The following is a 26,154-nucleotide window of genomic DNA, read 5'->3' on the forward strand; positions in this document are numbered from 1 at the left end:
GGTCATTGAAAACGACTCTGGGTATGCCTTTCGACAGTGAGAGGCCGGGTCAGACGCCCGGCCTCTTCTTTTCCTGCGTCTTACCAACCCTGACAGACCAGATTGCCATTGCTGTTTTCGACCTGTCCGCCATTGCAATCGCTTAACGACAGGGCCGTCAGGCGGTAATCGCCCCATTTGTCGCGGCAGCGCGCCCTCAGACGGTCGCCCTGTAGCGAAATGTCGCGGCAGGTATCGCGGTAATTGCCCGCAGGCAAACGCCCGCCGCTATAGCCGGCGCCTTCGCATTGCAGGGTGCCATTGAGATTTTCAACGCGCCCACCGCGACATTCACGCAGGCGGATATCGCTGTAGTTATAGCCGCCTTCGCGCATACGGCAGCGCGCCGTCAGACGGTCTCCTTCCACCCGGATATCGCGGCAGGTTTGCAAATAGTTGCCTTCGGGCAACCGGCTGTCGTTCCAGCCGCCTCCGCCACCCCAGTCACCGCCGTACCGGCCGCCTTCGCAGCGCAGGTTGCCTCGGTCGTTTTCGACAGAACCGCCGCGGCAATCGCGCAAGGACAGGGTCGTATAGTTATAATAGCCGCTCTTGGCGCGGCAGCGCGCCGACAGCACATCCCCCCGCAGTTCAATATCCCGGCAGCTTTCGCGGTAAGAGCCAGACGGCAAACCACCCCAACGACGGTCATCGTCACGATCCTGCCAGCGACCGCCACCATAGCTGTCCTGAGCCGAGGCGGCCCCGGCGGACAGGCCACAGATCAGAGTAAGGGCAAAAAGGGAAATCAGGCGGCGCATGGGGTTTTCTCCGTGTTGTGAGCCCATCAAGCGCCTCTGTTTCTGAACCTTAGCTGAACGGGCAGGTCTTCTACCTGCCCGCGTCCGCTCAGGCCGCAACCGATACGGACGTCTGGGTCTTCGCCTGTTCCGCCAGCACGGCCGCCATGGATTGCATCCACTGAGCCGTCAGCGCCGCCAGCTTGGCCGCCGTGCCGTCATCAACGGTGGTATCTGTCGCCGATGACGCCGTGTCTTCGCTTTCAGAGGTCTGAGCGAACGCCTCCATGGGCGGAGGCGGCGGGCCTTCCGCGCGCATCTGTTCATCAAAGGTCGATTTTTCGCTCTCGGTGACCGAACCGTCGCCATCGGCATCCATCTTTGAGAAGAGTTCGGTAAGGCGCGCGGTTTTGTCGGTGTCTTCCGTAGCTTCGCTCTCCTCACTCTCAGACGAGGCCAGCATCTCATCCAGACTGACCGAACCATCCTGATTGGTGTCGAGTTCGTCGAAGGTCGCCGGTTTCTGGCCACCGCCTCCGGCACCCGGCGGCGGGCCCATGGGCCGATCCTGCCCGCCTTCCTGAGCTTGCAACATGCCGCCCATCGTTTGTGACGACATCTGGCTCTGGAAGAAACTGAGGCCCTCCTCTTCGCTGACCGAGCCGTCGCTGTTGCTGTCCATGCTGGCGAAGCGTTCAGCGATTTTCGCACTGTCTTCTGTGCCGCCCTTACCTTTTGTCTTTTCGCTGGCGGAGGCGGTCATCTCCTCCAGCGTTATTCCGCCGTCGCTGTTTGCGTCGATCTTCGAAAACATCTTCGCGTGCATTTGCGACATGGCGGAGGCCGACATTGATCCAATCTGCATCTGTCATCTCCGTTCAAGTACTCACCTTGCTTGGTAAGCGCAAAAACGGAAGCAATTCTCAATTAACAAGGCATTTATTTAATAACAATTTCAATCCATTACACAATTTGGCGCAATTTTGCCTTATTCAATGCTTGTGAAAGCCCTTTCAATACAACCCTTACATAAATAGGGACAAATTTTCCGTCCGGCAGAAACGCCGGATCGTAAGGGCGTGAAATTTTCCTCCTTGCATGTCAGTCACGCCATAATCACACCATCTAAAAATCACATAGAGACCCCACAACAGACCCAAATCGGCGGAACCAGACCTATGACCCTCAAAAAAACTTTGCTTTGCGGCTTTCTGATCACGTGTGTCGCCGGTTCGGCCATGGCGCAGCCCCCGCGTTCCGCCCCACCGCCCATCGGAGAAGCGTCGCCTGAGACGCCCAGTGGTCGCACCGTCGGGCAGGCGGTGTTCTTCAGCCCGTCGGGCGAAGTGTTCAAGGCTCCGCTGAAAGACCCCTACCCGGTCGCCCTGTGGTTTGCCGCGGCCGACACCAATAAGGACGATGCGCTCAGCCCGGATGAGTTTCTGGCCGACGCGATGCGCTTCTTCGCCGTCGTGGACCGTGACAGCAAGGGCGTTATCACGTCGCAGGAAAACACCTTCTACGAAACGGAACTGGCCCCCGAAATTACCGGTTTCAGCCCTCTGGTGGCCCAGCCTCGCAATCCGCGTAGCACCGATGAGGACGGCGACAAGACCGCCGCCGCCAACCGTTACGTCAAAAGCGTGCAGGGCGCAGCCCAGTTCAGCCTGATCAATGAACCGCAGCCCATCCGCGCTGCCGATGCCAATTTCGACTATCGCATCACCACCGAAGAATGGACACGCGCCACCTCGCAACGCTTTCGTCTGCTCGACGCCAACAAGGACGGCAAGCTGACCCTAGATGAGTTACCCAAAACGCCGCTGCAAAAGGGGCTGGAGCAACGCGCCATAGAGCGCGAAAAGGAACAGAAGAAAAAAGGTGGCTTGTTCGGCGGCTGGTAAGACGAAATAAAATCAATCGTTCACTATTGTTTGAAACGGGTTGTCATGTTGTTACACTGGCAACCTTTTTCATTTGTGTCACCGGAAACTTTCTGGCAAATTTTTGCCATCTCGTGCAAAATCATTGCACACAGCACCCCCGAAACAGCAAAATCCGTCTAATTACACCCCCAAAGCGCGTTTATTCTCGCCGCGTCGGCGTGAACATGCTAACTGCCCTGCCTTTCAAAAGACCAGAACTAAAAGCGGCGCAGACAGTGAAACAGGTTCATAAACTCGGATTGTTCGGGCTGGGAGCCTTCGGGCGGCTGATCGTGCGTCATCTGGCGCCCTATTTCGACATTCTGGCCTGCGACCCCTCGCCTGAGGCGAAGGCCTACGCCAAACGTCACAATGTCTCACTGGTGTCGCTCGAAGAAGCGGCGGCGTGTCAGGTGGTCATCCTCGCCACGCCTATCCGCACGCTGAAGGACCTGGCGGCCAAGATCGCGCCGCACGTACCGCTCAATGGTCTGGTCATCGACGTAGGCTCGGTTAAGGTCAAGCCGGCGGCGTGGCTACAGGACGTGCTGCCGCCGCAGGTATCGATCCTGTGCACTCATCCGCTGTTTGGTCCGCAATCGGCGCGCTACGGCATCCACGATATGGAAATCGTCGTCTGCCCGGTGCGGGTGCGGCATCTGAGCCCCATTGTGCGCTTTCTGGAAAAGACGTTGGACCTGAAGGTCTCGATTGCGACGCCGGAAATTCACGATCGCGCTCTGGCCGCCGTTCAGGGCCTGACGCACATGATCGCCAAGGTCTTAAGCGGCCTTGAGCCCCTGCCGCGCGTGCACACCACACGCTCCTACGACCTGATGATGCAGGGGGTCGGGCTGGTGCAGGGCGATTCGGACGAGCTGTTTATGTCGATCGAGCGCGATAATCCCTTCGCGTCCGAAATCCGCAAGCGCTTCTTTGCCGAGATCGACAGCCTGCGTGAACGGCTGGAAGCGCACGGACGCGAAACGGATTAATTCCCGCTTTTCCGCCGTCGCCAGGCGACGGCTTTGGCCGTTCGCGTCCGAAATCCGCAAGCGCTTCTTTGCCGAGATAGACAGCTTGCTTGAGCGGCTGGAAGGTAAGCGTCCGGGCACCGCGTTTTGCTGAAGGGGCTGAGTGAGCGAAACTTCCGTCAGAAGTTATTCATTTGTGACGGAACATTCGGCATGGGTCGGTATGAGGTTATCAGCGGGGTTGAGCGCTATCGGCGCCGGTCTCGCGAAGAGAAAGCGTTGATTTTGCGAGAGGCGTCAGTGCCGGGAGCGATAGTCTCGCACGTTGCACGTCGCCACGATGTGCGTCCCCAGCAGATCTATCAGTGGCGTCGCCAGCTGCAGGCGGCAGAGGGGCCGGTGTTTGTGCCGGTGTCTGTTAGCGCGTCGTTACCTGGGGCTGAAGGTCCTGGTTCTGGATTTGCGGTGATCGTTGAGATCTTGGTGCGCGGCGGTCGCAGCCTGAAGGTGCCGGCGGATCTGGATCGAGGGCTTTTGTCGTCATTGATCGCGTGCGTGGAAGCGTCATGATCGGGCCGTCGGGGAATGTGAAGGTCTACCTGGCTTGTGGGGTGACGGATATGCGCCGCGGGATCGACGGCTTGGCGACGTTGGCGCGTGACGTGATCAAACAGGATCCGGGATCGGGCGCGATCTTTGGCTTCCGGGGAAAGCGGGCTGACCGGATTAAATTGCTGTGGTGGGATACCCAGGGCTTTTGCCTTTATTACAAGGTCCTGGAGCGCGGATATTTTCCCTGGCCGACGGCGAAGGACGGTGTTGCGCATCTGACGGCGGGTCAGTTGGCGATGCTCGTTGAGGCCATAGACTGGCGTCGCCCAGCGTGGACGTCAGCGCCTTTGCGAAGCGGCTGAAACGCTTATTTTATAAGGGAGTTTGGCCGGAAATCATTAGCGTTTAGCTCGTAAATCGGCTAGTGTTACGGGCATGGAAATCATGTCTGCCAACGCCTCTGATGAGCTTGCCGCCCTGCGCGCGCTCGTGGCTGAGCAGGCCCTGCAACTGGACAAAAATCGCATTGCGCTCGAAGCCGAGGTTGCCAAGCGGGACGCCATCATCACCCTGCTTCGCGGACAATTAGAGCTGCTGCGTCATCGCGATCACGGGGCATCGTCCGAAAAGGTCGAGCGTAAAATCGAGCAATACGAGCTGATGCTCGAGGAGATCGAGGCGACGCGTGCCGAGGCTGAGGCGCGTTCGGGCAAGGACGCGTTGCCGGAGGCGGAAGATGAAAAGGCGCACCCGAAGCGCAAACCGTTGCCCGACAATCTTCCGCGTGAAGACAAGGTCTATGAGGCGCCGTGCGACTGTCCGACCTGTGGCAGCACGTCATTCCTTAAGGCGGCGGATAAGGTCGTCGAGGTCATGGAGCATGTTCCGGCCTCGGTGAAGGTCGTGCGTCATATCGAAAAGCGCCTGATCTGCAAGGACTGCGACACCACGGTGGCGGGCGAGATGCCTAAGCTTCCGATCACCAGGGGTAAGCCCGGTCCAAGCCTGCTGGCCCACATCATGGTCGCGAAGTTCGATGATCATATCCCGCTCTACCGCCTGTCGGAAATGTACGAGCGGATGGGTATTGATATATCCCGATCCGTCATGGCCGACTGGGTGGGGCGAGTATCGCTTCTGATCGAGCCGTTAGTGATGTTGGTAAAAGCCTATGTCGTCGGAACCGACCGGATCCACACAGACGACACCCCAGTGGATGTTCTTGATCCTGGGCGAGGAACGACAGCAACCGGGAGGCTCTGGGTCTATGTCTTCGACGGCAGCGGCTACAAGGACGACCGGCCAAAGGCTGTTGCCTACTATTACAGTGCCGATCGCAAGGGTATCCACCCTGAGGCGCATCTGGCCGACTTCAGCGGCGTGATGCATGCCGACGGCTATGGCGGCTATAAAAAGCTCTATGGCAACAAGATTACCGAGGCAGCGTGTATGGCGCACGTGCGGCGCAAGTTCCATGACGTCATCAAGCTCAAAGCCTCGCCTGTGGCCGAGGAAGCCCTGAGCCGTATCGGCGCGCTTTACGACATCGAGGCGCGCATCCATGGCATGACAGCCGACGAACGGCGCGCCTTACGCCAGCAGCATGCCCGGCCGTTGCTGGATAGTCTCAAGGCCTGGATCGAGGCGATGCTGCCGACCGTCCCGCAGAAGCAGAAGCTGGCGGAGGCCATGCGCTATGCCTTATCGCGATGGGAGGCGTTGAGTGTCTACATCGACGATGGGCGTGTCGAGATCGATAACAATATAGCTGAGAGGGCCATCCGCCCGATTGGAATCGGAAAAAAGAACTGGCTCTTCGCCGGCTCCGACAAGGGGGGCGAGCGTATCGCCAATGTGCTGACGTTGATCGAGACCGCCAAAATGCACGGCCACAATCCCGAGACCTACTTCACCCACGTTCTGACGGTGATCCGAAACTATCCGGAAGAGCGGCTGCATGAACTGCTGCCGTGGGTCATGGCACCGGCAAAACCAGCATCAGGGGTGGCCGCTTAATGGCGCGCGCGACTCGCGTCTTTACGACCAAAGCCGTCGCGGACCTCCTCGACGAGGACATCGAACTCATTGAAGAGATCGCGTGCAATCCCGACAACATCGACTACGGCGAGATGCTCCATATTTACGACGGGTCCGAACATGGTGCGACCGGCTTTACGGACCGAGGCATCCAGTGCATCGAAGAAATGCTTGAGGAGGCCCGAAACTGGGACGGCGGGCTACGCGGCTTCCTCGTGGCAAATCACTCAGAGCCAGAGGCTATCGAGCGCATAATGGCCAAAGAGCAGGCGCGAATCGAAGCCCAAAGCCAAGAGAAGCCGTAAAATCAGTTCGCCGAACGCTTACGCTGGAAGCGCACCGTCGGGCGGATTGATAATTAGCCACGAAAAAGCACGAAAATTAGAGCGTGTTCAGACATTTAGTATCAAGAACTTAAAGGCCAAACGCATCCCTGAAATGGTCAATCTGATGCATCCGCTGATGCAAGACCGTCACAATCCCGATGTCGCCATTCGACATTCGCCGCCAATAGACGAAATGGCTTTCGAAGCGGAAAAAATAGCCATTCACGCCGAATTCTGCGGGAATGGATCGCGACCTTACACCGTGGCTCTCGATACGATTGAAGGCCTCAAACAGCCCTCTGATATAGCTATCGGCTCGCGCTTCGCCCCACCTGTCGCGTGTAAACCGATAAATCTCGTCAAGGCGTAGCGAGGCGGCCTCCTGAATCCGCACAGCCATATCTAGGCTCGGTTGCGAGAGATTATGTCTTCCGCGGAAAGCGGTTGGTAGGTGCTTTCGTCGGCGGCAAAAGCATGAGTCAATTCGGCTTTCAGCCGTTCAAAAGCGCGTTGATCGGCCTCTGCCTTATCCTTTCGGATCAAGTCCCTTATATATTCGCTGACGTTTTCATAAGCCCCGTCAGGCCCTACATTCTGGGCTATGAAGTCACTTAGCATACCGCTGACCCGGACCGTCATTGTGGTGGTATTAGACATAGGGACACCTTGCAATTTGTCTTCAAAATAATCAATAATGAAGACAATGGCAAGCTGTCTGCCTACCCCTCCACTGCCCTGATACTGCGTTTGGTGGTGCGCAGGATGCGTGGGACGCGGCCATCGGGGGCGTATTTGAGCAGGTCCTGCCGGAACTCATCGCGCTTTTCGTGCACCGAGGCCAGCACCAGCCCCATCGGCACACCCAGATCGACCAGCGTGTTTTCCGCCAGTTGCAGTGAGGCCTCGATGGTTTCCGGCACGGCGTCGGTCACGCCCAATCCGTAGAGTTTTTCGGCGTGGTTGGCGTCGCGCGCACGGGCGATCAGGCCAACATCCTGACGCACCTGACGCACGGCGGTGACCACAGAATCGGTAAAGGCCGCATTTGACACCGTGACCACCACGGCGCGCACATTGTCGATGCCCATGCGGTGCAGCATGTCCGGGTGCGAAGCGTCGCCATACCAGGCTTCGACCCCATCCTTACGCGCCCGTGAGGCGACCCGCGCATTGGCGTCGATCACCGCGAATGAGATGTCGTGACGGCGCAGCATGTCGGCCACAAGCTCACCCACGCGCCCATAGCCGACCACCAGCACATCGACCTGTTCGGAGACGTGCGCCGGGGCGACGCTGGTGGCCACCTCCGCCGCCGCCGTCTTGCGGTTGAAGCGCGCCCCGATCCCGGCCAGCAGCGGCACCAGGAACATGCTGACAATGGCCGAGACGATCACCGCGTGGCCGAACCCGACCGGCACCAGCTGACGCCCCACGGCCTCATCAATAATCACGAACGCGAATTCCCCGGCGGGGGCCAGCACCAGCGCCGCCTCCACCGCCCCGCGCCAGCTCAGGCCGAAGCCACGCGCCAGCGGGACCACGACGGCGACCTTCAGCAGGATCAGACCCAGAGTCAGGCCCAGCACCAGAACGGGCTCTGACATCACGGCGGCAAAGTCGAGACGTGCGCCCACCGTCACGAAGAACAGGCCCAGCAGCAGGCCCTTGAACGGTTCCACCATCATTTCGATTTCGCGGCGGTACTCAGTTTCGGCCAGCAGCACCCCGGCGATAAAGGCCCCCAGCCCCATGCTTAAGCCCGCCCAGACGGCCAGTTGCCCGGAGACCAGCACCACAAGGAAACAGGCGGCCATAAACAGTTCCGCGCTCTTGGCCATGGCCGCCGAACGGAACAGCGGGCGCATCAGAAGACGCCCGCCAATGACCAGCAGCGCCATCGCCACCACCGCCGGGATAAGGGTCAGAAGTCCGCTGATGCCGAACGAACTGCCGCCCGACGCCAGCACCACGACTGTGATCAGTATGGGGGCTACGGCCAGATCCTGCGCCAGCAGGACGGCAAATACGCTGCGTCCGGTCGGTGAGTTGAGGCGCTTGCGTTCAGCCAGAACCGGCATGACCATGGCCGTGGACGACAGGGCCAGCCCCATGCCGACGGCGACGGCTCCTCCCAGACTGCGCCCGATCAGCAGGAACAGGCCGGTCAGTACGGCCGCACTCAGGACAATCTGAAGCACCCCCAGACCAAAGACCATGCGGCGCAACGCCTTCAAACGCTCCCAGGTCAGTTCCAGACCAATGGAAAACAACAGGAAGACGACGCCCAACTCGGCCAGTTGATGCACGTCCTGCGTCTGCGAAATCGTGAAGACGGACAAAAACGGCACCAAGTCTTCGAGCCGCCCCAGACCGAACGGCCCCAGAAGCGCACCGACCAGAAGGAAGCCCAGAACCGGCGACACGCGAAAACGCAGGAAGAAGGGTACAAAAACCGCCGCAGCTATCAGAAAGGCGATCCCCGACGATGACGTGCCGGCGTGCGCAACCTGCTGCGCGCTGCCTTCAGGCAGAAGATTCGTCACCAAGGCGATTTTCCCTCATCTCAAAACAACCGATTTCCCTTGTCGGTCAAGGTGACCCATGCCACGCGATTATGAAAGAAAATTTATGAGACGCGGGGCAAAAAATGCGCCATCTTACCGCCTCGTTGCAAATGAACCCATCTGCCAACCAAAAACCGCAACCGCATCCTCTATTCCCGGAAACACCATGCGTAACTCTATCCTGCTGACCACGGCCCTTTCGCTCAGCCTCTTTACGGCGGCGGCGCAGGCCGAAGATCGTGCCTGCCTCGACGATCACTGCTTCCTGCAAAGCCTTTCCTCCCTCGATTCGCTGGGCCTGAAAGCGGACACCCTGACCGGCGGGGATACCGGTTCCGATTCCACTGTCGCCCAGACGTTTGGCACCTGGGGTTTTGACGTGAAGGGCATGGATACCTCGGTAAATCCGGGTGACAACTTCTTCCGCTATGCCAATGGCAAGGCCATCGACGCCATCGTCATCCCGTCCGACCGCACCTCTTACGGGGCCTTCGCGGCGCTGCGCAACCTGTCGGACAACCGTCTGAAGGCGATCATCGACGAATTGTCGGCCAAGCCCGGCCTGACCGGCGACGAAAAAAAGATCGCCGACTTGTATAACTCGATGATGGATGTAAACACGCGCAACGCGCTCGACATCGCGCCGCTGGCCCCCACCCTGACCAAGATCCGCGCCATCAAGACCAAGTCCGACATGGCCGCCTATATGGGCGGCGTCATGGGTCAGTTCGGTTCGTCGGTCTTTGCCCCGGCCATCTTCGACGACCAGAAGAACCCGCAAATCAACATCCTCTATATGTTCCAGTCGGGCCTGACCCTGCCGGACCGCAACTACTATCTGGAAGACAGCTTCAAGGAAAAGAAGGCGCTTTACGAAGCCTATGTCACCGACGTGCTGCGCATGGTGGGCTATCCGGACGCGGCCAAGACCGCCAAGGATATCGTGGCTTTTGAAACCGAAATCGCCAAGGTGTCGTGGACGCGCATCGAAAGCCGCGACGACGACAAGACCTATAACCTGATGACGGCCAAAGAGATCGCCGCCTTCGCGCCGGGCTTCGACTTCCCGACCTTCTTCAAGGCGGCCAAGCTCGACAAGGCCAAGAAGATCGTCGTCGCTCAGAACACGGCCTTCCCGAAAATCGCCAAGGTCTATGCCGACACGCCGCTGGAAACGATCAAGGCGTGGCAAACCTTCAAGACGGTAAATGAGGCTGCGCCCTACCTGTCCGAGCGCTTCTCGACCCGCGCCTGGGAGTTCAATTCGCGCGACCTGTCCGGTGCCAAGGCGCAGCGCCCCCTGTGGAAGCGCGCGATTTCAGTGACCGAGGGGTCACTGGGTGAAGCGCTGGGCAAGGCCTATGTCGAACGCTACTTCCCGGCTGAGTCCAAGGCGATGATGGAAAAGCTGGTCGGCGACCTCAAGACGGCGATGGGCAAGCGTATCGACGGCCTCGACTGGATGAGCGCCGAAACCAAGGCCAAGGCCCACGAAAAGCTCGGCAAATTCGGCGTCAAAATCGGCTATCCGGACAAGTGGAAGGACTATTCCGCGCTGGAGATCAAGGCCGGCGACCTGTTCGGCAACGTGACGCGTTCGGGTGAGTTCGAATGGGCCGACAGCCTGAACAAGCTCGACAAGCCGGTCGATCCGCTGGAATGGGGCATGACGCCGCAAACGGTCAATGCCTACTATTCGTCAACCCGCAACGAGATCGTTTTCCCGGCCGCTATCCTGCAACCGCCCTTCTTCGATCCGAAGGCCGATGCGGCGGTCAATTACGGCGCCATCGGCGGCGTAATCGGTCACGAAATCACCCACGGCTTCGACGATCAGGGCCGCAAGTCGGACGGCGACGGCGTGCTGCGCGACTGGTGGACCGCCGAAGATGCCGCCAAGTTTGACGCCAAGGCCAAGGTTTTCGGCGCGCAGTACGACACCTATGAGCCCGTTCCGGGTGCCAAGGTGCAGGGCGGCCTGACCATGGGCGAAAACATCGCCGATCTGGGTGGGGTATTGATGGGTCTGACCGCCTATCGCCTGTCGCATCCGGACGGTGGTCCCGTACTCGACGGCTTTACGGGTGATCAGCGGGTCTTCTTCGGCTTTGCCGGCGTCTGGGCCTCCAAGTACCGCGAAGACGCCCTCCGTCAGCAGGTGGTGTCCGATCCGCACTCGCCGGCGGAATTCCGCGTCATCGGACCGATGCGCAATATCGACGACTGGTACAAGGCCTTTGGCGTCACCAACGGCAAGTATTACCTGAAGCCGGAAGACCGCGTCCGTATCTGGTAAGCGATCCGTTCGTCATTTACTCGGAAAGCCCTTCGGCTCACACCGGAGGACTTTTTCGTGCCCGGCGATCAGTCCTCCAGAGCGCAATCCGATAAAGTGGATACCACTTTTCGGAAAAATTGCGCGACAAAACAGAAGTTTATAGCGGGATGATGCTTCTATCTAAAATCATCCCGCTCTAGGCAAGCAAATGCCCGCAATGCGCAGCACGGCACCGACAGCCAGCAGGAAGCTACCAATCTCGGCCTGATGGGCGTAGCGGGTGAAGTGACCGGCCATGTCATCGGCGTAGGAGACGCCGTGCTGCAACTGCGCCAGCACAATGTAGATCATCACCAGCGGCGCAAAGGCCAGCGCGCCACCCAGCACCATCATTGTGCGCGAAGACGATTTAAACCGAACCATATCGAAAACCCTTTTGTAGCCAAACCGCGCCCTGAACGACCCGCATGTGGAGTTTAAAACCTGATGAGGTATGGGCGGAGCCGGGGGACACCGGCCCCGCCCTTTCCCCTCCGAACCGGACCTCCGTCCCCGGAGTATTCCGATCCGATCAGTGAACAACGCTTTCGCGTGGGGACATGATGTGCTATGAACGTCGTTCACAATTGTGTTGTCGCATGAAGTTGAACAATGTTCAAGATAAAAATGAACGTCGTTCAATTTTTTTATCATCAGGTTCCGAGTAGAATGTCCAAGGCCCCTTCCGCCACCACCCTCCGCCGCGAGGCCCAGTTCGAAGCGCTGATGCAATCCGCTGAAAAGCGCATCTGCGAAGATGGCGTAGGCGCGCTTAAGGCGCGCGATCTGGCGTCCGATATTGGTGTGGCGCTGGGGGGGCTTTATAATATCGTCGCCGATATGGACGATCTGATGCTGCGGCTGGCGCAACGCACCATGGTCAGGCTCGACGCAGCGCTGGAGGCCGGGGCGGCCTCAGCCGCGGCCGAGCGTCCCGTCGAGGTGCTGGAAGGCATCGCCCTGGCCTATTACGACTTCGCACGGCAGAATCTTCAGTTGTGGCGCGCCCTGTTTGAAATGCGGCTGAAAAATCCCGCCCTGCCCGAATGGAACATTCAGGCGCAACTGGGATTGTTTCGCCATATGAACGCGCCGATGACTGCGCTCATGCCCGCCGCGTCTGAGGCGGAACGCATACTGGTGGCGCGCACCCTGTTTTCTGCGGTGCACGGCATCGTGTTTGTCGGACTGGAGGAGCGGTTGATCGCCGTGCCGCAGGAGGCACTGGCCCAGCAGATCCGCTGGCTGGTGCGCGTCGCGTGCAAGGACCTGAAATAAGGAAAATTGACGCCACCGTCAAAACGGACAGGTATCAGCTTTGGAAACGACAAACGAAAAGAGGCCCGGCATGGGGGATAAGCAATGCCGGGCCTCTTTCCTTGTTAAGCAGGCGTTTCCTCCCCGAAACGCCGGGAACTGACTTCATCTCTCTGGCGAAGTTCCGTTCTCTTGAGACGGAGAAAACAGTTTTTTGAGGGCCGTGTCAACGCTTTTATTACGTGGTGTCAAAAATAATTTTAACTAACGCAGTTGTGTCAAAAAGCCTAAGAAGGGTTAACACTTTTTGACAGCGCTGACACAGATTGCCGTTGCGTAAATTTATTTACGCATTCACTATGGATTTCATATGCTTAATGGCTTCTGTGCGGGGCAATGTTACCTGACCCGGACGCGCCTCACGCCATTCCTTGTTATCCGTGATTTGCGTGGCCAGAAGGCGTCCCTGATCCAGATCCTTGATCGTAACGGTATTATTTGCCAGCTCGTCGCCACCCAGCATGACAACAGCCGGGGATAAACGGCGATCCGCGTACTTCATTTGCGCCTTCATCCCCGACCGACCGAGATAAACCTCGACCGCCAGACCCGCCGCGCGGATGTCCGCCGCCAGTCGGAAATATTCGCCCATGTCCGATTCGGAGAAGGCGATGATGACGATGGGCCCGCGCACGGGCTGAATCGCGCCCTCTTCGGCCAGAGCCAGCGCCGACGCCAGACGCGACACGCCGAACGAGAAGCCGGTCGCCGGAACGCGCTCACCCGTAAAGCGCGCCACAAGGTCGTCATAGCGCCCACCGCCACCGACCGAGCCGAAGCGCACGAGGTTACCCTTCTCGTCGCGCGTTTCCATCAGCAGTTCGGCCTCGAACACCGGGCCGGTATAGTATTCCAGCCCGCGCACGATGGACGGGTCGAAAATGGCCTCAGCCTCTGACACACCCAGCCCAGCCAGCGCCGTCGAAATGCGCGACAGGTCCTCAAGACCGGCCTGCCCTTCCGGGGACTCACTTAACACCGCCGCAAGCTTTTCCAGCACCGCCCCGCGCTCGGCCTGACCGCCCGCGCTGTCGCGGCCTGCGGCCACAAAGCCCAGCACCGCCGCGATGGCCTTGTCGTTCAGCCCTGCGCCCTTGGTGAAGTCGCCCGACTCGTCCTTGCGCCCGCCGCCCAGCAGCAGTTCGACGCCTTCGAGGCCCAGACGGTCCAGCTTGTCAATGGCGCGCAGCACGCCCATCTGCTGCGCCGGAGAATCGGCACCGAGCGCGCTCAGCAGGCCATTGAGCAGCTTGCGGTTATTGATCTTAAGCACGGTCGGCAGGTTATTGGCGCGGAACCCGGCCACGGCCAGGGCGATGATTTCCGCATCGGCTTCCGGACGGTCGGTGCCCACCGTATCGGCATCGCACTGCATGAATTCGCGCAGACGGCCCGGCCCCGGCTTTTCATTGCGCCACACCGGCCCGAAGGCGTAGCGGCGGAAGGGCTTGGGCAGGGCGTCCCAGTTCTGGGCCGCAAAACGGGCCAACGGGGCGGTGTGGTCGTAGCGCAGCGCCATCCACTGATCATCGTCGTCCTGCAACGAGAAGACGCCGACATTGGGACGGTCGGCGTCGGGCAGGAACTTGCCCAGCGCATCGGCAAATTCAAAGGCCGAGGTTTGCAACGCTTCGAAGCCAAACAACTCATAGACTTCCGAGACCTTGGCGATCAGGCGGCGCTCCACCGCAATCTGTGAGGCGCGCTTGTCAGCAAAGCCGCGCGGCGCGCGCGCTTCTGGACGAAATTCGGTAAATTCAGCGGGATTGGGGGCGTTTTCGGTCATGCTGCGCGATTAAAGCAAACAGACGGCAGAGACAAGGGCGGTGTGCGTCATGAAAAAGCGCCCCGGAAGGTCCGGAGCGCTTTTTATCTTGAGGTTGGCGGGGTGTTTAAGCCTCGGCCTCTTCCGACTTCTTGCGACGGGTGCGGCGCTTGGGCGCTTCGCCCTCTTCCGCTACCGCTTCCGATGTCTCGGCGGCTGCCACCGGCACCGGGGCGCGCAGGAAAGCCGGCAGGTGGCTGGTGTCAACAGCGGCTTCGCTTTCGACCGTACGACGACGGCCACGACCACGGGCTTCCGGCTGAGGCTCAGCCACAGGCGCTTCGGGCGCGGGGGTGATCGGCGCGGCTTGCGGGGTGACCACTTCAAAGCCCGCCACTTCGGCCGGCGCAGACCCGCCGTTGAGCGGCTCGGTCGAAGCAATCGGGCCGGAGGTCACGGAAACCTCCTGCTCGCTCAGACGCTGCTGACGGCGGCGCTCATAGCGTTCACGGCGGCTTTCACGGCGCGGGCGGTCGTCGCCATTGTCGCTGCGCTCGGCGTAAGCCCGGTCCCGGTCGCCGCCATTGCGGTCACGATCACCGCGGTCATTGCGCTCACCCCGATCTCTATCACGGTCACGATCTCTGTCACGATCCCGGTCGCGATAGCGGTCACGGTCTCTGTCGCGATCACGTCGATTGTCGTAGCGCGGCTGATCGCCTTCGCCACCTTCGGACTCAGCGGTTTCGCCCTCCGTTTCGGTCGTCTCGATTTCGGTATCGAGATCCTCATCGAAGTCGAAGCCCGTCGAGAACGGATCGCGTTGCAGGAATTCCGAAACCGGACGCTGCGGCTGCATCTGACGGATCAGGCGGAAATAGTGCTCAGCGTGCTGAAGGTAGTTTTCGGCCAGCACGCGGTCGCCCGACGAATTGGCGTCGCGGGCCAGTTGCTGATACTTTTCGTAGATGGTCTGCGCGTTGCCGCGCACCTTCGCCCCATCCGGCCCGTTCGACTCGTAGGCGCGATTGGGGTTGTTCTGATTACCAGAGGGCTTGCGATTACGGCTGCGTTGCCGTTTCATACCCCGAAAATCTTTCATGCGATGTAACCGTTTAGGGCAAGGCCCCGCTTGCATTGGGCGCGGGGCGAATCTGTTTATGTGCCGCAGGCCCTGTTTGCCATATGCCGCAGGGCCTTAGATGAAGTGCCGGGTTTGCGTGTTGGTGTGTGCCGTTTTCAGGGGTTCACGCTGTGGCCTGCACCGGGCTTTGCCCCCCTACGCAGGCGCTCAGGTTTCCGCCTATGGGCACAGCGTTTTCGACTGTGCATGATCTCGGAAGCGGCAAAAGCCGTCCGGTAATCCGTCCACAATGGCAGGAGACATTCCAGTGTTAGCGCCAAAACCGCCCGTTTCCAAGAGAAATTTTCAGAAACAGACGGTTTTCAACGGTCTGTCTATTGCAGGGAGAGCTTTTGGCCGATCACGATACGCGGCAGGTCAGACAGGTCTTTAAAGGTCACCACGTTGAAAAAGCCCGCTTTTTTCATCAGGTCTTCGACGGCGGCCGACTGATCATAGCCGATTTCCATCCACGCCGTGCCGCCGGCCTTGAGGATACGGAAGGCTTCCGGGATCATCTCGATATAGGCATCAAGGCCCGATTCGCCGCCATCCAGCGCCAGATGCGGGTCGTGGTCGCGCACTTCCGGATCGAGCGTCGGGATCACCTCGCTGCGGATATAGGGCGGATTGGAGGCGACGAAATCGAAGCTGGCATCGGCCAGCCCCGCTCCCCACGAGGTGCGCAGGAAGGCCGCGCGCCCGTCGAGGCCGAGATTGGCGGCATTGTCGCGCGCCACGGCCAAAGCCTCTTCGGAAACATCGGTGCCGAGGCCTTTGGCCGCCGGACGCTCGGACAGGACCGACAGGAGGATGGCCCCCGACCCGACACCGAGGTCAGCCAGCGTAAAAGCCTGCCCCTCCTCGGTCGTCTTGAGGATCATATCGACGATGCACTCGGTCTCCGGACGCGGCACCAGCACGGCGGGCGTCAGGTCGAGCAGCAGCTTCCAGAAGCCCTTGCGCCCCAGAATACGCGCCACCGGAACGCGCTTTTCACGGCGAGTCAGATAGTCGTCGAGCGTCGCCTTCTGCTCCGCCGTCAGCAGCTTGTACGGATCGGTCAGGATGTCGGTGCGCGTATAGCCGGTGGCGGCCTCCAGCAGCAGCCGAGCGTCGATAGCCGGGGAGTCGATATGGGCGGCCTTAAGCCGGGTCTGAGCGCCCTTCCAGGCGGAAACAAGGGTCAGGTCAGTGTCGGTCATCTGTTTATTCCCCCTCTCCCCGTATACAGGGGAGAGGGCCGGGGTGAGGGGAAGGGGCGGCGTGCGGAACTACAGCAAGTCCCGCCGGGCGACGATCATATAGTTGACGGCTGTATCGTTTGAAAGGGCCCAGGTCGCCGTGAAGGGATTATAGCTCACCCCCACCGCCGGGTCTGGCGTCAGGCCGGTCCCCTCAAGAAAGCCTTCGATCTCTTCCGGCTTGAGGAACTTGTTCCAGTCGTGCGTGCCCTTCGGCACCCATTGCAACACGTATTCCGCCGCCACAATGCCCAGCGCGTGCGCCTTCAGCGTGCGGTTCAGCGTGGCGATGAACAACAGCCCGCCCGGCTTGACCAGCGATGCGCAGGTTTTTAGAAAGCTTTCCGGGTCGTTGACGTGCTCGATGACCTCCATGGTCAGCACCACGTCAAAACCGGGCTCTTTGGACGCCACCACCTGCTCGACCGTCTGGGCCAGATAGCGGATATCGAGCCCGACCTCAGCCGCGTGGGCCTTCGCCGTGCCGATATTCTTTTCCGAGGCATCGATGCCGGTGACGTCGAAACCCATGCGCTTCATCGGCTCGGACAATAGACCACCGCCACAGCCGATGTCGATGAGCCGCAGGTCGCCAAAAGGCGCCACCGCGCGCGGATCGCGCAGGAAGTGATCGACGCAGGTGTCTCGGATAAAGCGCACGCGGTTGGGGTTAAACTTGTGGAGCGGTGCGAACTCACCCTTGGGGTCCCACCATTTGGCCGCCAGAGCCGAAAAGCGCGCCACATCTTCGGCGTCAATGCTCGGCCCGGCGGGAGCCGCGGCGGTCAATTTCGTCTCATTTGCAACTGATTTTGCTTGATTTTTTGCCGCTCTGGCCATGTCACGCTCCGAAAACAGCCACTCTTGGCAGGGGAATAACGCAAAAAGCTGCGCCCGTATGCGCTTTTTTCGCAAAAAAGCTTCACAGGGGCGCACACGGGCAGTAAAGCGGGCGCGCATTTTTGTGTACATCCTTGTACTGCTTGAAGAGAAAGACGGATTAATGACTCGTCTCGTGATGAAGTTCGGCGGCACGTCGATGGCCGACCTCGAACGCATCCGCAGGGCGGCCCGGCTCGTGGCCGCTGAATACGATGCCGGTCACCGCGTCGCGGTCGTTGTGTCGGCCATGTCGGGCAAGACCAATGAGCTGGTCGCCTGGACCGACGGTGCGGGTAAGGCGACGGGGCGCGCCATCGAAGGCGATGACGAATATGATGTGGTCGTGGCCTCCGGTGAACAGGTGACCGCCGGTCTTCTGGCCATGACGCTGCGCAATATGGGCTATGATGCCATTTCGATGATGGGCTGGCAGGTGCCGATCCTCACCTCGGACGTGCATGGCAAGGCGCGGATCCTCGACATCCCGCCGGCTAAGCTGGAAACCGCGCTCGATGCCGGGCAGATCGTCGTCGTGCCGGGTTTTCAGGGCGTCACCGAGTCGGGCCGCATCACCACGCTGGGCCGTGGCGGTTCGGATACCTCAGCGGTCGCCGTGGCGGCGGCCGTCAAGGCCATCCGCTGCGACATCTATACGGACGTCGATGGCGTTTATACCACCGACCCGCGCGTCGAATCCAAGGCCCGTCGCCTGAAAAAGATTTCCTTTGAAGAAATGCTGGAAATGGCGTCGCTGGGGGCCAAGGTGCTGCAAACCCGCTCGGTCGAACTGGCCATGGGGCAGCGCGTGCCGGTGCGCGTCCTGTCTTCCTTCGTGGAGCCGGGCGAAAACATTGATCAGGGCACCATCGTGTGCGACGAGGACGAAATCGTGGAAAAGCATATTGTTTCCGGCGTGGCCTTCAGCCGTGATGAAGCCAAGATCACCCTGCTGGGCCTGCCGAACAAGGTCGGCGTTTCGGCGGCGGTGTTCTCGAAACTGGCCGCGGCCAATATCAATGTCGATATGATCGTGCAGTCGGAAAAGCGCTCGGGCGAATATGCCAACCAGCTGTTCACCGTCGGCCGCCGCGACGCTCAGGCCGCCGCCGAAATCATGGAAGCCGCCAAGGCCGAAATCGGCTTTGACGCCATCAAGGTCGATGAAAACGTCGCCAAGGTGTCGATCGTCGGCGTCGGGATGCGCTCGCACACGGGTGTCGCCGAAACCATGTTCCGCGCCTTGTCGGAAAAAGGCATCAATATTCAGGTCATCTCGACCTCGGAAATCAAGATCTCGGTCCTGATCGACGAAGCCTATACCGAACTGGCCGTGCGCGCCCTTCATGCGGCCTACGATCTGGACAAGATCGGACAGTAAGCGCTGTTCATATAGGGTAAAAGGCCGTGTGCTTTGAGTGGGCGGCCTTTTTCTTTGTGCTCTATGGGTTTGTGCCGATTTGTTTCGGCGATGTGACCGCATAAAGTCTTCGTGACTTGTCTCAGAGGACAAGCCTCTGTAGACAGCCGCGAAAACGTTTCCCATTATGGAGAAAACGGCAAACGGTTGTATGGGGAGCCGAAGGTTGAGTCCAAGTCTGGTTCAGGGTGCACGCGGTCAGCGCGGTCTGCTGCGGCAGATTCGCGAAGTCATGGCCGATGGCTCTTCGGCTCAGGCGCGTCTCGACCGCGTGGTGGAAATCATCGCCCGGTCGATGATCGCCGAAGTCTGCTCCATCTATCTGCGCCGAACCTCCGAAGAACTGGAACTGTTCGCCACCGAAGGCCTCAACCGCGAAGCCGTGCACAATACGCGGCTGCGCCTCAGCGAAGGTCTGGTCGGTGAGGTCGCCCGGTCGGGGCAACCGCTAAACCTCAACGACGCGCCGTCGCACCCCAGCTTCGCCTACCGCCCGGAAACGGGCGAAGACCCCTATAATTCGTTCCTGGGCGTGCCGCTGCTGCGTGGCGGACGTACCATCGGCGTGCTGGTCGTGCAGAACATGGCCATGCGGACCTATGGCGAGGATGAGGTCGAGGACCTTCAGATTATCGCCATGGTGCTGGCCGAAATGGTGGCCGGCGACCTGGTCAGCGACGATGAGCTGAAAGACATCGAAATCGCGCCGCAGCGGCCGGAGCGCCTGAAAGGGTCGAGCTTCGCTGACGGTATCGCCATCGGCACGGTAATCCTTCACGAGGTACCGGTGACGCCCGATCACCTGCTGTCGGACGACGCCATCGCCGAAGAGGCGCGGCTTCTGACCGCCATCGGTGATCTGCGCGACCAGATTGATCAGATGTTCGAAGGTCAGCACGGTCTGGCCGGCCCGACCTTTGATGTGCTCGAAACCTATCGTATGTTTGCCCACGACCGAGGCTGGACTCGCAACTTGGTCGAGGCGGTGCGCTCCGGCCTGACCGCCGAGGCAGCGGTGGAGCGTGTGCGCAACGAACAGCGCGCCAAGCTCAACAATGCCCGCGACGCCTATATGCGTGAGCGTCTGCACGACCTCGAAGACCTTGGCAACCGGCTGCTGCGCGTGCTGGCGGGCCGTAACACCGTCGCCCGCGAAATCCCCGACAATGCCATTCTGGTGGCGCGCGATCTGGGGCCGGCGGACCTGCTGGAATACGACCGCAAGAAGCTGAAAGGCATTTTGCTCGAAGAAGGCTCAGCGGCCAACCACGCCGCCATCGTCGCCCGCGCCCTGCAAATCCCCTGCGTCGGGCGGCTGGAGCGTCTGCGTGACAAGGTCAATCAGGGCGATCAGGTGGTCGTCGATGGCGAAACCGGCGAAGCCTATCTGCGCCCGCGCCCCGATATTCTGGGGGCCGCCGTGGCCCGCATGGATATGCGGGCCGCCCGCCGGGCAGAGTTTGAAAAGCTGAAAGACGTCGATGCGGTGACGCGCGACGGCCACCGCGTGGCGCTGCTGATGAATGCCGGTCTGGAGTTCGATCTCGAAATCATGCACGAGACGGGCGCCGAAGGCATCGGCCTGTTCCGCACCGAGTTTCAGTTCATGGTCTCCGAAGACCTGCCGCGCCTGAAGCGTCAGACCGAGCTTTATGAGCGCGTGATGGACGCGGCGGGCGACAAGCCGGTCATCTTCCGCACACTCGACCTCGGCGGTGACAAGATCTTGCCCTACATGGAGACCGAGCGCGAGGAAAACCCGGCGCTGGGCTGGCGCGCCATCCGCATGGGCTTGGACCGCCCGGCTCTGCTGCGCATGCAGGTGCGCGCGCTGCTCACCGCCGCAAAGGGGCGTGAGCTGCGTATCATGTTCCCTATGGTGGCCTCGGTCGATGAGTTCCGTCAGGCGCGCGAACTGGTCGATATCGAATGTCAGTGGGCCCGCCGGCGCGGTCGTCCGCTGCCGCAAGTGCTGCGCGTCGGCGTGATGATCGAATGTCCGTCGCTGTTGTTCCACCTCGACGCCCTGCTGCCGATGGTCGATTTCGCCAGCGTCGGCACCAATGACCTGACGCAATACCTGTTTGCTGCCGACCGCACCAATCCGCGCATGTCGGACCGCTACGACGTGCTGTCGCCCCCTATGCTACGCGCCCTTTCGACCATCCAGAAGGCGGCCGAGGATTCGGGTACGCCGGTTTCCGTCTGCGGCGAGATCGCGGGCAAGCCGCTGGAGGCCTTTGTGCTGATCGCGCTGGGCTTCAACCGCCTGTCCATGCCGCCCGCCGGCATCGGTCAGGTCAAACGCATGATCCTGTCGCTCGACCGCGAACAGGCCTCAAAGGCCATCCGCAAGCTGATGGGCTCCTCCTACGGTTCGCTGCGTTCCGAAGTGCTGGCCCTGGCGCGCAAGCTGAACGTGAATCTGTAATTTCACCTCCGCATAAGCGCCGAAAAGGGATGAGATTTTCAAACAGGAAGTCATTTTCGGTCGTATAAAGGCGTGCTTCAACTGTTCGGGTGGCCGCGTGTTTCGATTTCTTGCCTTCGTTTTCGCCTTTATCGCGCTGGGCTCCGCCGTTAAGGCCGCACCGGTCAAGACAGCGCACCTGACCACCGAACTGATCGCCGAAACGACAGTCACCCCCGGCGGGCAGGCGTGGCTGGCCATCCAGCATACGCCGCTCAAAGGCTGGCACACCTATTGGCAAAATCCGGGCGATACTGGTCTGGCACCCAAAGTCACATGGACGCTGCCCACCGGCGTCACGGTGTCTGAACTGGTCTTCCCGACCCCCGAAGTGCAGCCGTATATGGGGCTGACCAATTTCGGCTACAGCGGCGAGACGGCACTCCTGGCCAAGCTCACCAATGGTTCGGTGCTGAAGGATGGCGTGCTGCCGATCCGCGCACAGGTCGATTTTCTGGTCTGCGAAAAGGTCTGCGTACCGGAGACGGTCAATCTGACGCTCGACCTCAAGGTAACGCCGAAGCCTGAACCGCTCAGCGATTTCAGCGCCGCCCGCGCCGCCCTGCCGCAAAAAATGCAGGCACAGGCGACCTATGCGGTGTCCGGCGATACCCTGACGCTCGGCCTGCTCTCACCGGGCACCGCTGGGGCGGCCAACGACTTTGCCCGCCCCGGCGGCGCCTATCTGTTTCCGCTGAGCCGCGGCGTGATCGACCCGTCGGCCAGACAGGCCATTGAACTGGGGCCGCAGGGCTTCACGGTTTCCCTGAAAACCAAGGCCACGCCCGAAGCGCAGTTTGAAGCGGTGATCCGCTTCGCATCGGGCCGGTCCTATCAAATCAGCGCTACAGAAGGCACACCGCCTCCCGCCGCCAGAGGCCTTGGTGCACCGCCGCAGGCCCGCCCGGCGATCAACCTAATGGGAGTTGTCACCGCGATGAGTCTGGCCTTTGTTGGTGGGCTGATCCTCAACCTGATGCCGTGTGTCTTCCCGGTGTTGTCGATGAAGCTGCTGGCCTTGGCCAGAGCCGGGCACGAAGGTGCCGCCGGTCGTCGCGAGTCGCTGTTCTACGGCGTCGGCGTTCTGCTCACGTTTGCGGCCTTGGGCGGGCTACTGAGTTGGCTCGGTTCGGCGCTGGGCTGGGGCTTTCAGTTGCAATCACCCTGGGTGACGGCAGGTCTGTCTCTGCTGTTGCTTGCCGTGGCGCTGAACATGTCAGGCCTGTTTGAGGTCGGCTCTGGCCTGCAATCACTGGCCGGAGGGCGTTTGTCTGTTGCCAATCCCGATGTGACGGCGCTGCTGACCGGCGTTCTGGCCGTTGTGGTCGCCGCCCCCTGCACGGCTCCGTTTATGGCCACCGCCATCGGTGTGGCTCTCGCGCAGGGGGGCGTGGTCAGCTTTGCCATCTTCCTCGCGCTTGGTCTGGGCTTTGCCCTGCCGGTCGTCGCCCTCACCTTCCTGATCACCTATGTCCCGGCGGTCGCCGCCCGCATGCCCCGCCCCGGCCCGTGGATGGACCGGCTTAGGCAGATTCTCGCCGTTCCCATGTACGCCGCTGCCCTGTGGATGGGCTGGGTCTTTGCGCAGCAGGTCTCTGGCCTTGGCCTGTTCGCGCTGGGACTGGCCTGCGCACTCCTGACGGTCGGCCTGTGGTGGCCTAAGGGCCCGCGTGTTTTACGGCCTGTGTTCATCGTGATGGCGCTGGCCGTCACGGCCACCGCCGCCGTGCAGAAACCCGACACCCCGGTACGCGTAGCCGTCGATCACGAAGCCTTCTCTACGGCCCGTATCGCCGAACTGCGCGCGCAGAACACGCCGGTTCTGGTCAATCTGACCGCCGCCTGGTGCGTCACGTGCAAGGTGAATGAACGGCTGGTGTTCGAGACGCAGGCCTTCCGCGATGCCGTCAAAGCCAGCGGAACGGTCTATATGGTCGGCGACTGGACCAATCAGGACGCAGCCATTTCGCAGTACCTCAGCCAGAATGGGCGTTCCGGTGTGCCACTTTACGTCTATTACGGCCGTAACAATGCCGATCCGCTGGTGCTGGGGCAACTCCTGAGCACCAGGGATGTGGTTACGGTGTTGAAGAAATAACTGGCCACCAAAAACACGAAAAGTAGGAAAAAATTACAGACTGAGCTTACGGCGCGAGGCGCCAAAAGTCGGAGCGTGCTTAAGATAAACAACCGACCTGCTGGCACTGTGGAGAGCGCAGCCTTTTCCAGCTTTTCGTGTTTTTCGTGGCAAAAATCCTACGAATTGCCGAACTCAATCACGCAATCGAGCCCGGAATCGGCCGTCGCCGGGGTGACGATCACGTCGATATTGTCTTCCAGCAGATTGGCCATGTCGTTCAGTGCGCCTTGGAGCGCGTCAGGAGTCTTGGCTGCCTCGATGGCCGCGAGTTTACGCGGCAGATCGAGCGACACCCCTTTCAGCACGCATTTCAGGTCGTTATCCGTGCCGCGCGCCTTGAGGTCGAGATGACCTTTCAGATTGCGCTCGGACAGGGTGCTGATCTCCCGCGCATAGGATTTGAAACCCGCTGAGGTCAGAATCGTCAGGGAGGGGCTTTGGGCCATGCGCACGGTACGCGCCTTCAGCGTGCCGGCGTCCCGGACGATGGCGGCATAGAAGGGCTCTTTCGACAGCGGATTAACCGTCGGTGTCGCCGCCATAACGGGCGTCGTCAGCAGAATGGCGATCAGCGCAAGGTGTTTCATGACGGCTCCTTCGCCTCCCCTTATGCAAGAGCCCGGCCAAAAATGCGTTAATACCCCTCCGTCATTTCTCTACGCTCCATCACACCTCCCCACGCGTGGGGAGGAGATTGTCCATCAGTTCAACGTCTTGGGCTTGGGCGATTCACTCGCCGGGATCGGCAGCGGCGCGACGGGTATGCCGTCGTCGATTAGTTCACGTACCTCGTCGCGGCTGGCCTCGCCATAGATGGGACGTTCTGGCGACAGGCCTTCGTGCATGTCACGGGCTTCGCGGGCAAAGCTGTCGCCCACATAGTCGAAATTCTGCTCCACATGGGTGCGCACACGGTGCATGGCCTCGGCCAGGGCCTTGCGCATATCCGACTGACGGCTTTCGACGGCCTCTGAGGTGCGCACCATTGGGGCCATGATCGCCTTTTCGACCTGCGCAATGCCGCAGTGCGGACACTCGATCAGCGCCCGCGCCTTCTGCTCGTCAAAGGCGGCTGAATTGGAAAACCACGCCTCGAACTCATGATCGTGTTCGCATTTCAGGGCATAGCGGATCATACGCGTACAAAGGTCCTGTCGTGTTGCAATTGAGGGATGGCCGTACGCGCGCGCGCGACCTCCGACAGGTCTATCTCGGCCATCAGCACCGCCGGATGGTCGTGGTCGAGCCGGGACATGACCTCGCCCCACGGATTGATGATCATCGAATGGCCCCACGTTTTACGGCCATCTTTGTGTTGACCGCCCTGCGCCGGGGCAAAAACGAAACAGCCGGTTTCAATAGCACGGGCGCGCAGCAGCACCTCCCAGTGCGCCTGACCGGTCGGCACCGTAAAGGCGGCCGGCACCGCGATCATCGACGCCCCGCCTTGCGCCAGCGCGCGGTGCAGATAGCCGAACCGCACATCGTAGCAGATAGTCAGGCCCAGTCCGCCCCACGGCGTCGGCGCAATCACCGCACGTTCGCCACCGCAGACACCCGCCGATTCGCGATAGACCTCGCCATTGGGCGTGGTGGCGTCAAACAGGTGGATCTTGTCATAGAAGGCGACCTCTTCGCCCATCTCATCGAAGAATAAGGTCCGGTTGACCGCCCGTTCTTCGCCCGCGACCGGCGAACGGACAATGGCCGAGCCCAGCAGGGTCGGGACGCGGTAGCGCGCCACTAGCGCCTTGACGCCCGCCACACAGGCGTCGGCGTCGAGCGTGGTGACGACCTGCGCCTTCTTCTCCTTGCGCTGCTCCATCAGGTTGGAACATTCGGGCGTCAGGATAAGCTGCGCCCCTGAAGCTACCGCCGTTTCATACAGCGGTTTCAGGTGTTCATACGCGCGCACCGGGTCGGCGGGCGTGTTCAGTTGCAGCAGGGCGACTTTGAGCGGAGCGACCTTTACCATTTACGACGCCAGCAAGGGGTCCAGACCGCCGCGCGAATCGAGCGACACCAGATCATCGCAGCCGCCGACGTGCAGGCCATCAATGAAGATTTGCGGATAGGTGGCGCGGCCCGACCGCTCATTCATCTCCTTGCGTAGTTCCGGATCGTTGGAGGCAACGATTTCCTGGTACGGAGCGCCCTTGGAGTCCAGCAGCGCCTTGGCGCGTTCGCAATAGGGGCAGTAGGGCTTGGTATAGATTTCAATATTCGGCATGGGGGTCCACAGTCAAAACGCAACCTTGTCACAGACCATTATATAGGCAAGGGTTTGCAAGTTTTAAAGACGGACCTGTGGCCGACGCGCGA

General features: G+C 60.6%; 25 protein-coding genes. 11 read left to right on the top strand and 14 right to left on the bottom strand.

Translation table 11 applies throughout. The features are described from left to right. Positions 1–80 precede the first annotated feature (80 nt). Complete coding sequence (locus tag ASTEX_RS16015) at positions 81–800, bottom strand: CVNH domain-containing protein (protein ID WP_168148166.1); 720 nt, start codon at positions 798–800, stop codon at positions 81–83. Between the two features lie 88 nt (positions 801–888). Then, positions 889–1,644 (bottom strand): EF-hand domain-containing protein, encoded by a 756-nt coding sequence (locus ASTEX_RS19485; protein ID WP_013480684.1) that lies wholly within the window; start codon positions 1,642–1,644, stop codon positions 889–891. 313 nt (positions 1,645–1,957) lie between these two features. Between ASTEX_RS19485 and ASTEX_RS16025 the strand changes: the two genes are divergently transcribed. The 6 genes from ASTEX_RS16025 to ASTEX_RS16050 all read left to right on the top strand — a co-directional run bounded on the left by ASTEX_RS16025 (position 1,958) and on the right by ASTEX_RS16050 (position 6,572). Beyond that, a complete protein-coding gene (locus ASTEX_RS16025) occupies positions 1,958–2,683 on the top strand; it encodes an EF-hand domain-containing protein (RefSeq protein ID WP_013480685.1) in 726 nt (241 codons plus the stop codon). A 257-nt stretch (positions 2,684–2,940) separates the two neighbouring features. Next, complete coding sequence (locus ASTEX_RS16030) at positions 2,941–3,699, top strand: prephenate dehydrogenase/arogenate dehydrogenase family protein (protein ID WP_041659412.1); 759 nt, start codon at positions 2,941–2,943, stop codon at positions 3,697–3,699. 126 nt (positions 3,700–3,825) lie between these two features. Continuing rightward, positions 3,826–4,248, top strand: coding sequence for an IS66-like element accessory protein TnpA (gene tnpA, locus ASTEX_RS16035; RefSeq protein WP_083805527.1), 423 nt, complete (start codon positions 3,826–3,828; stop codon positions 4,246–4,248). After that, a complete protein-coding gene (tnpB, locus tag ASTEX_RS16040) occupies positions 4,245–4,592 on the top strand; it encodes an IS66 family insertion sequence element accessory protein TnpB (protein ID WP_013477784.1) in 348 nt (115 codons plus the stop codon). Before tnpA ends, tnpB begins: the two co-directional genes overlap by 4 nt. Before the next feature lie 73 nt (positions 4,593–4,665). Beyond that, positions 4,666–6,246, top strand: a complete 1,581-nt coding sequence (gene tnpC / locus ASTEX_RS16045; RefSeq protein ID WP_013480687.1) for an IS66 family transposase — start codon at positions 4,666–4,668, stop codon at positions 6,244–6,246. After that, on the top strand, positions 6,246–6,572 hold the full coding sequence (locus ASTEX_RS16050) for a hypothetical protein (protein WP_013477783.1): 327 nt from the start codon (positions 6,246–6,248) through the stop codon (positions 6,570–6,572). The genes tnpC and ASTEX_RS16050 overlap by 1 nt, the downstream gene beginning before the upstream one ends. A 109-nt stretch (positions 6,573–6,681) precedes the next feature. Here the strand turns inward: ASTEX_RS16050 and ASTEX_RS16055 are convergent, their stop codons facing one another. The 3 genes from ASTEX_RS16055 to ASTEX_RS16065 all read right to left on the bottom strand — a co-directional run bounded on the left by ASTEX_RS16055 (position 6,682) and on the right by ASTEX_RS16065 (position 9,139). After that, positions 6,682–6,993 (bottom strand): type II toxin-antitoxin system RelE/ParE family toxin, encoded by a 312-nt coding sequence (locus ASTEX_RS16055; protein WP_013480688.1) that lies wholly within the window; start codon positions 6,991–6,993, stop codon positions 6,682–6,684. 2 nt (positions 6,994–6,995) lie between these two features. Next, positions 6,996–7,250 (bottom strand): ribbon-helix-helix domain-containing protein, encoded by a 255-nt coding sequence (locus ASTEX_RS16060; protein WP_013480689.1) that lies wholly within the window; start codon positions 7,248–7,250, stop codon positions 6,996–6,998. A gap of 62 nt (positions 7,251–7,312) precedes the next feature. Further along, entirely contained in the window at positions 7,313–9,139 is a 1,827-nt protein-coding gene (locus tag ASTEX_RS16065) for a cation:proton antiporter domain-containing protein (protein ID WP_013480690.1), read from the bottom strand. Between the two features lie 184 nt (positions 9,140–9,323). Between ASTEX_RS16065 and ASTEX_RS16070 the strand changes: the two genes are divergently transcribed. Beyond that, positions 9,324–11,453 (top strand): M13 family metallopeptidase, encoded by a 2,130-nt coding sequence (locus tag ASTEX_RS16070; protein ID WP_013480691.1) that lies wholly within the window; start codon positions 9,324–9,326, stop codon positions 11,451–11,453. 168 nt (positions 11,454–11,621) lie between these two features. On the opposite strand, the gene ASTEX_RS16075 is transcribed toward ASTEX_RS16070, so the two are convergent. Next, positions 11,622–11,858, bottom strand: coding sequence for a hypothetical protein (locus ASTEX_RS16075; protein WP_013480692.1), 237 nt, complete (start codon positions 11,856–11,858; stop codon positions 11,622–11,624). A 285-nt stretch (positions 11,859–12,143) separates the two neighbouring features. On the opposite strand from ASTEX_RS16075, the gene ASTEX_RS16080 reads away from it, so the two are divergent. After that, the gene (locus ASTEX_RS16080) at positions 12,144–12,752 is read left to right on the top strand and encodes a TetR/AcrR family transcriptional regulator (RefSeq protein WP_013480693.1); all 609 of its coding nucleotides are present in this window, start codon (positions 12,144–12,146) and stop codon (positions 12,750–12,752) included. 325 nt (positions 12,753–13,077) lie between these two features. Here ASTEX_RS16080 and hisS read toward each other — a convergent pair whose 3' ends face one another. From hisS to ubiG, 4 genes are all read right to left on the bottom strand, one after another. After that, entirely contained in the window at positions 13,078–14,577 is a 1,500-nt protein-coding gene (gene hisS / locus ASTEX_RS16085; protein ID WP_013480694.1) for a histidine--tRNA ligase, read from the bottom strand. Positions 14,578–14,683: 106 nt separating this feature from the next. After that, positions 14,684–15,640, bottom strand: coding sequence for a DUF4167 domain-containing protein (locus tag ASTEX_RS16090; RefSeq protein ID WP_013480695.1), 957 nt, complete (start codon positions 15,638–15,640; stop codon positions 14,684–14,686). A gap of 374 nt (positions 15,641–16,014) precedes the next feature. Beyond that, positions 16,015–16,884: a peptide chain release factor N(5)-glutamine methyltransferase gene (prmC, locus tag ASTEX_RS16095; protein ID WP_013480696.1), complete on the bottom strand. Its 870-nt coding sequence runs from the start codon at positions 16,882–16,884 to the stop codon at positions 16,015–16,017. Positions 16,885–16,953: 69 nt separating this feature from the next. Further along, the gene (gene ubiG / locus ASTEX_RS16100; protein ID WP_041659632.1) at positions 16,954–17,712 is read right to left on the bottom strand and encodes a bifunctional 2-polyprenyl-6-hydroxyphenol methylase/3-demethylubiquinol 3-O-methyltransferase UbiG; all 759 of its coding nucleotides are present in this window, start codon (positions 17,710–17,712) and stop codon (positions 16,954–16,956) included. A gap of 214 nt (positions 17,713–17,926) precedes the next feature. Here ubiG and ASTEX_RS16105 point away from each other — a divergent pair, with 214 nt between their 5' ends. From ASTEX_RS16105 to ASTEX_RS16115, 3 genes are all read left to right on the top strand, one after another. Further along, entirely contained in the window at positions 17,927–19,183 is a 1,257-nt protein-coding gene (locus ASTEX_RS16105) for an aspartate kinase (RefSeq protein ID WP_013480698.1), read from the top strand. Positions 19,184–19,373: 190 nt separating this feature from the next. Continuing rightward, complete coding sequence (ptsP, locus tag ASTEX_RS16110) at positions 19,374–21,653, top strand: phosphoenolpyruvate--protein phosphotransferase (RefSeq protein ID WP_085930484.1); 2,280 nt, start codon at positions 19,374–19,376, stop codon at positions 21,651–21,653. 97 nt (positions 21,654–21,750) lie between these two features. After that, on the top strand, positions 21,751–23,790 hold the full coding sequence (locus ASTEX_RS16115) for a protein-disulfide reductase DsbD family protein (RefSeq protein ID WP_013480700.1): 2,040 nt from the start codon (positions 21,751–21,753) through the stop codon (positions 23,788–23,790). Between the two features lie 158 nt (positions 23,791–23,948). Here ASTEX_RS16115 and ASTEX_RS16120 read toward each other — a convergent pair whose 3' ends face one another. From ASTEX_RS16120 to grxC, 4 genes are all read right to left on the bottom strand, one after another. Next, positions 23,949–24,419, bottom strand: a complete 471-nt coding sequence (locus tag ASTEX_RS16120; protein WP_013480701.1) for a hypothetical protein — start codon at positions 24,417–24,419, stop codon at positions 23,949–23,951. A gap of 114 nt (positions 24,420–24,533) precedes the next feature. Next, positions 24,534–24,968, bottom strand: coding sequence for a DUF1178 family protein (locus ASTEX_RS16125; protein WP_013480702.1), 435 nt, complete (start codon positions 24,966–24,968; stop codon positions 24,534–24,536). Then, complete coding sequence (locus ASTEX_RS16130) at positions 24,965–25,807, bottom strand: carbon-nitrogen hydrolase family protein (protein ID WP_013480703.1); 843 nt, start codon at positions 25,805–25,807, stop codon at positions 24,965–24,967. Before ASTEX_RS16130 ends, ASTEX_RS16125 begins: the two co-directional genes overlap by 4 nt. After that, a complete protein-coding gene (grxC, locus tag ASTEX_RS16135) occupies positions 25,808–26,062 on the bottom strand; it encodes a glutaredoxin 3 (protein WP_013480704.1) in 255 nt (84 codons plus the stop codon). It lies immediately after the preceding gene. Positions 26,063–26,154 lie beyond the last annotated feature (92 nt).

This window comes from Asticcacaulis excentricus CB 48, from assembly GCF_000175215.2.
Taxonomy (GTDB): domain Bacteria; phylum Pseudomonadota; class Alphaproteobacteria; order Caulobacterales; family Caulobacteraceae; genus Asticcacaulis; species Asticcacaulis excentricus.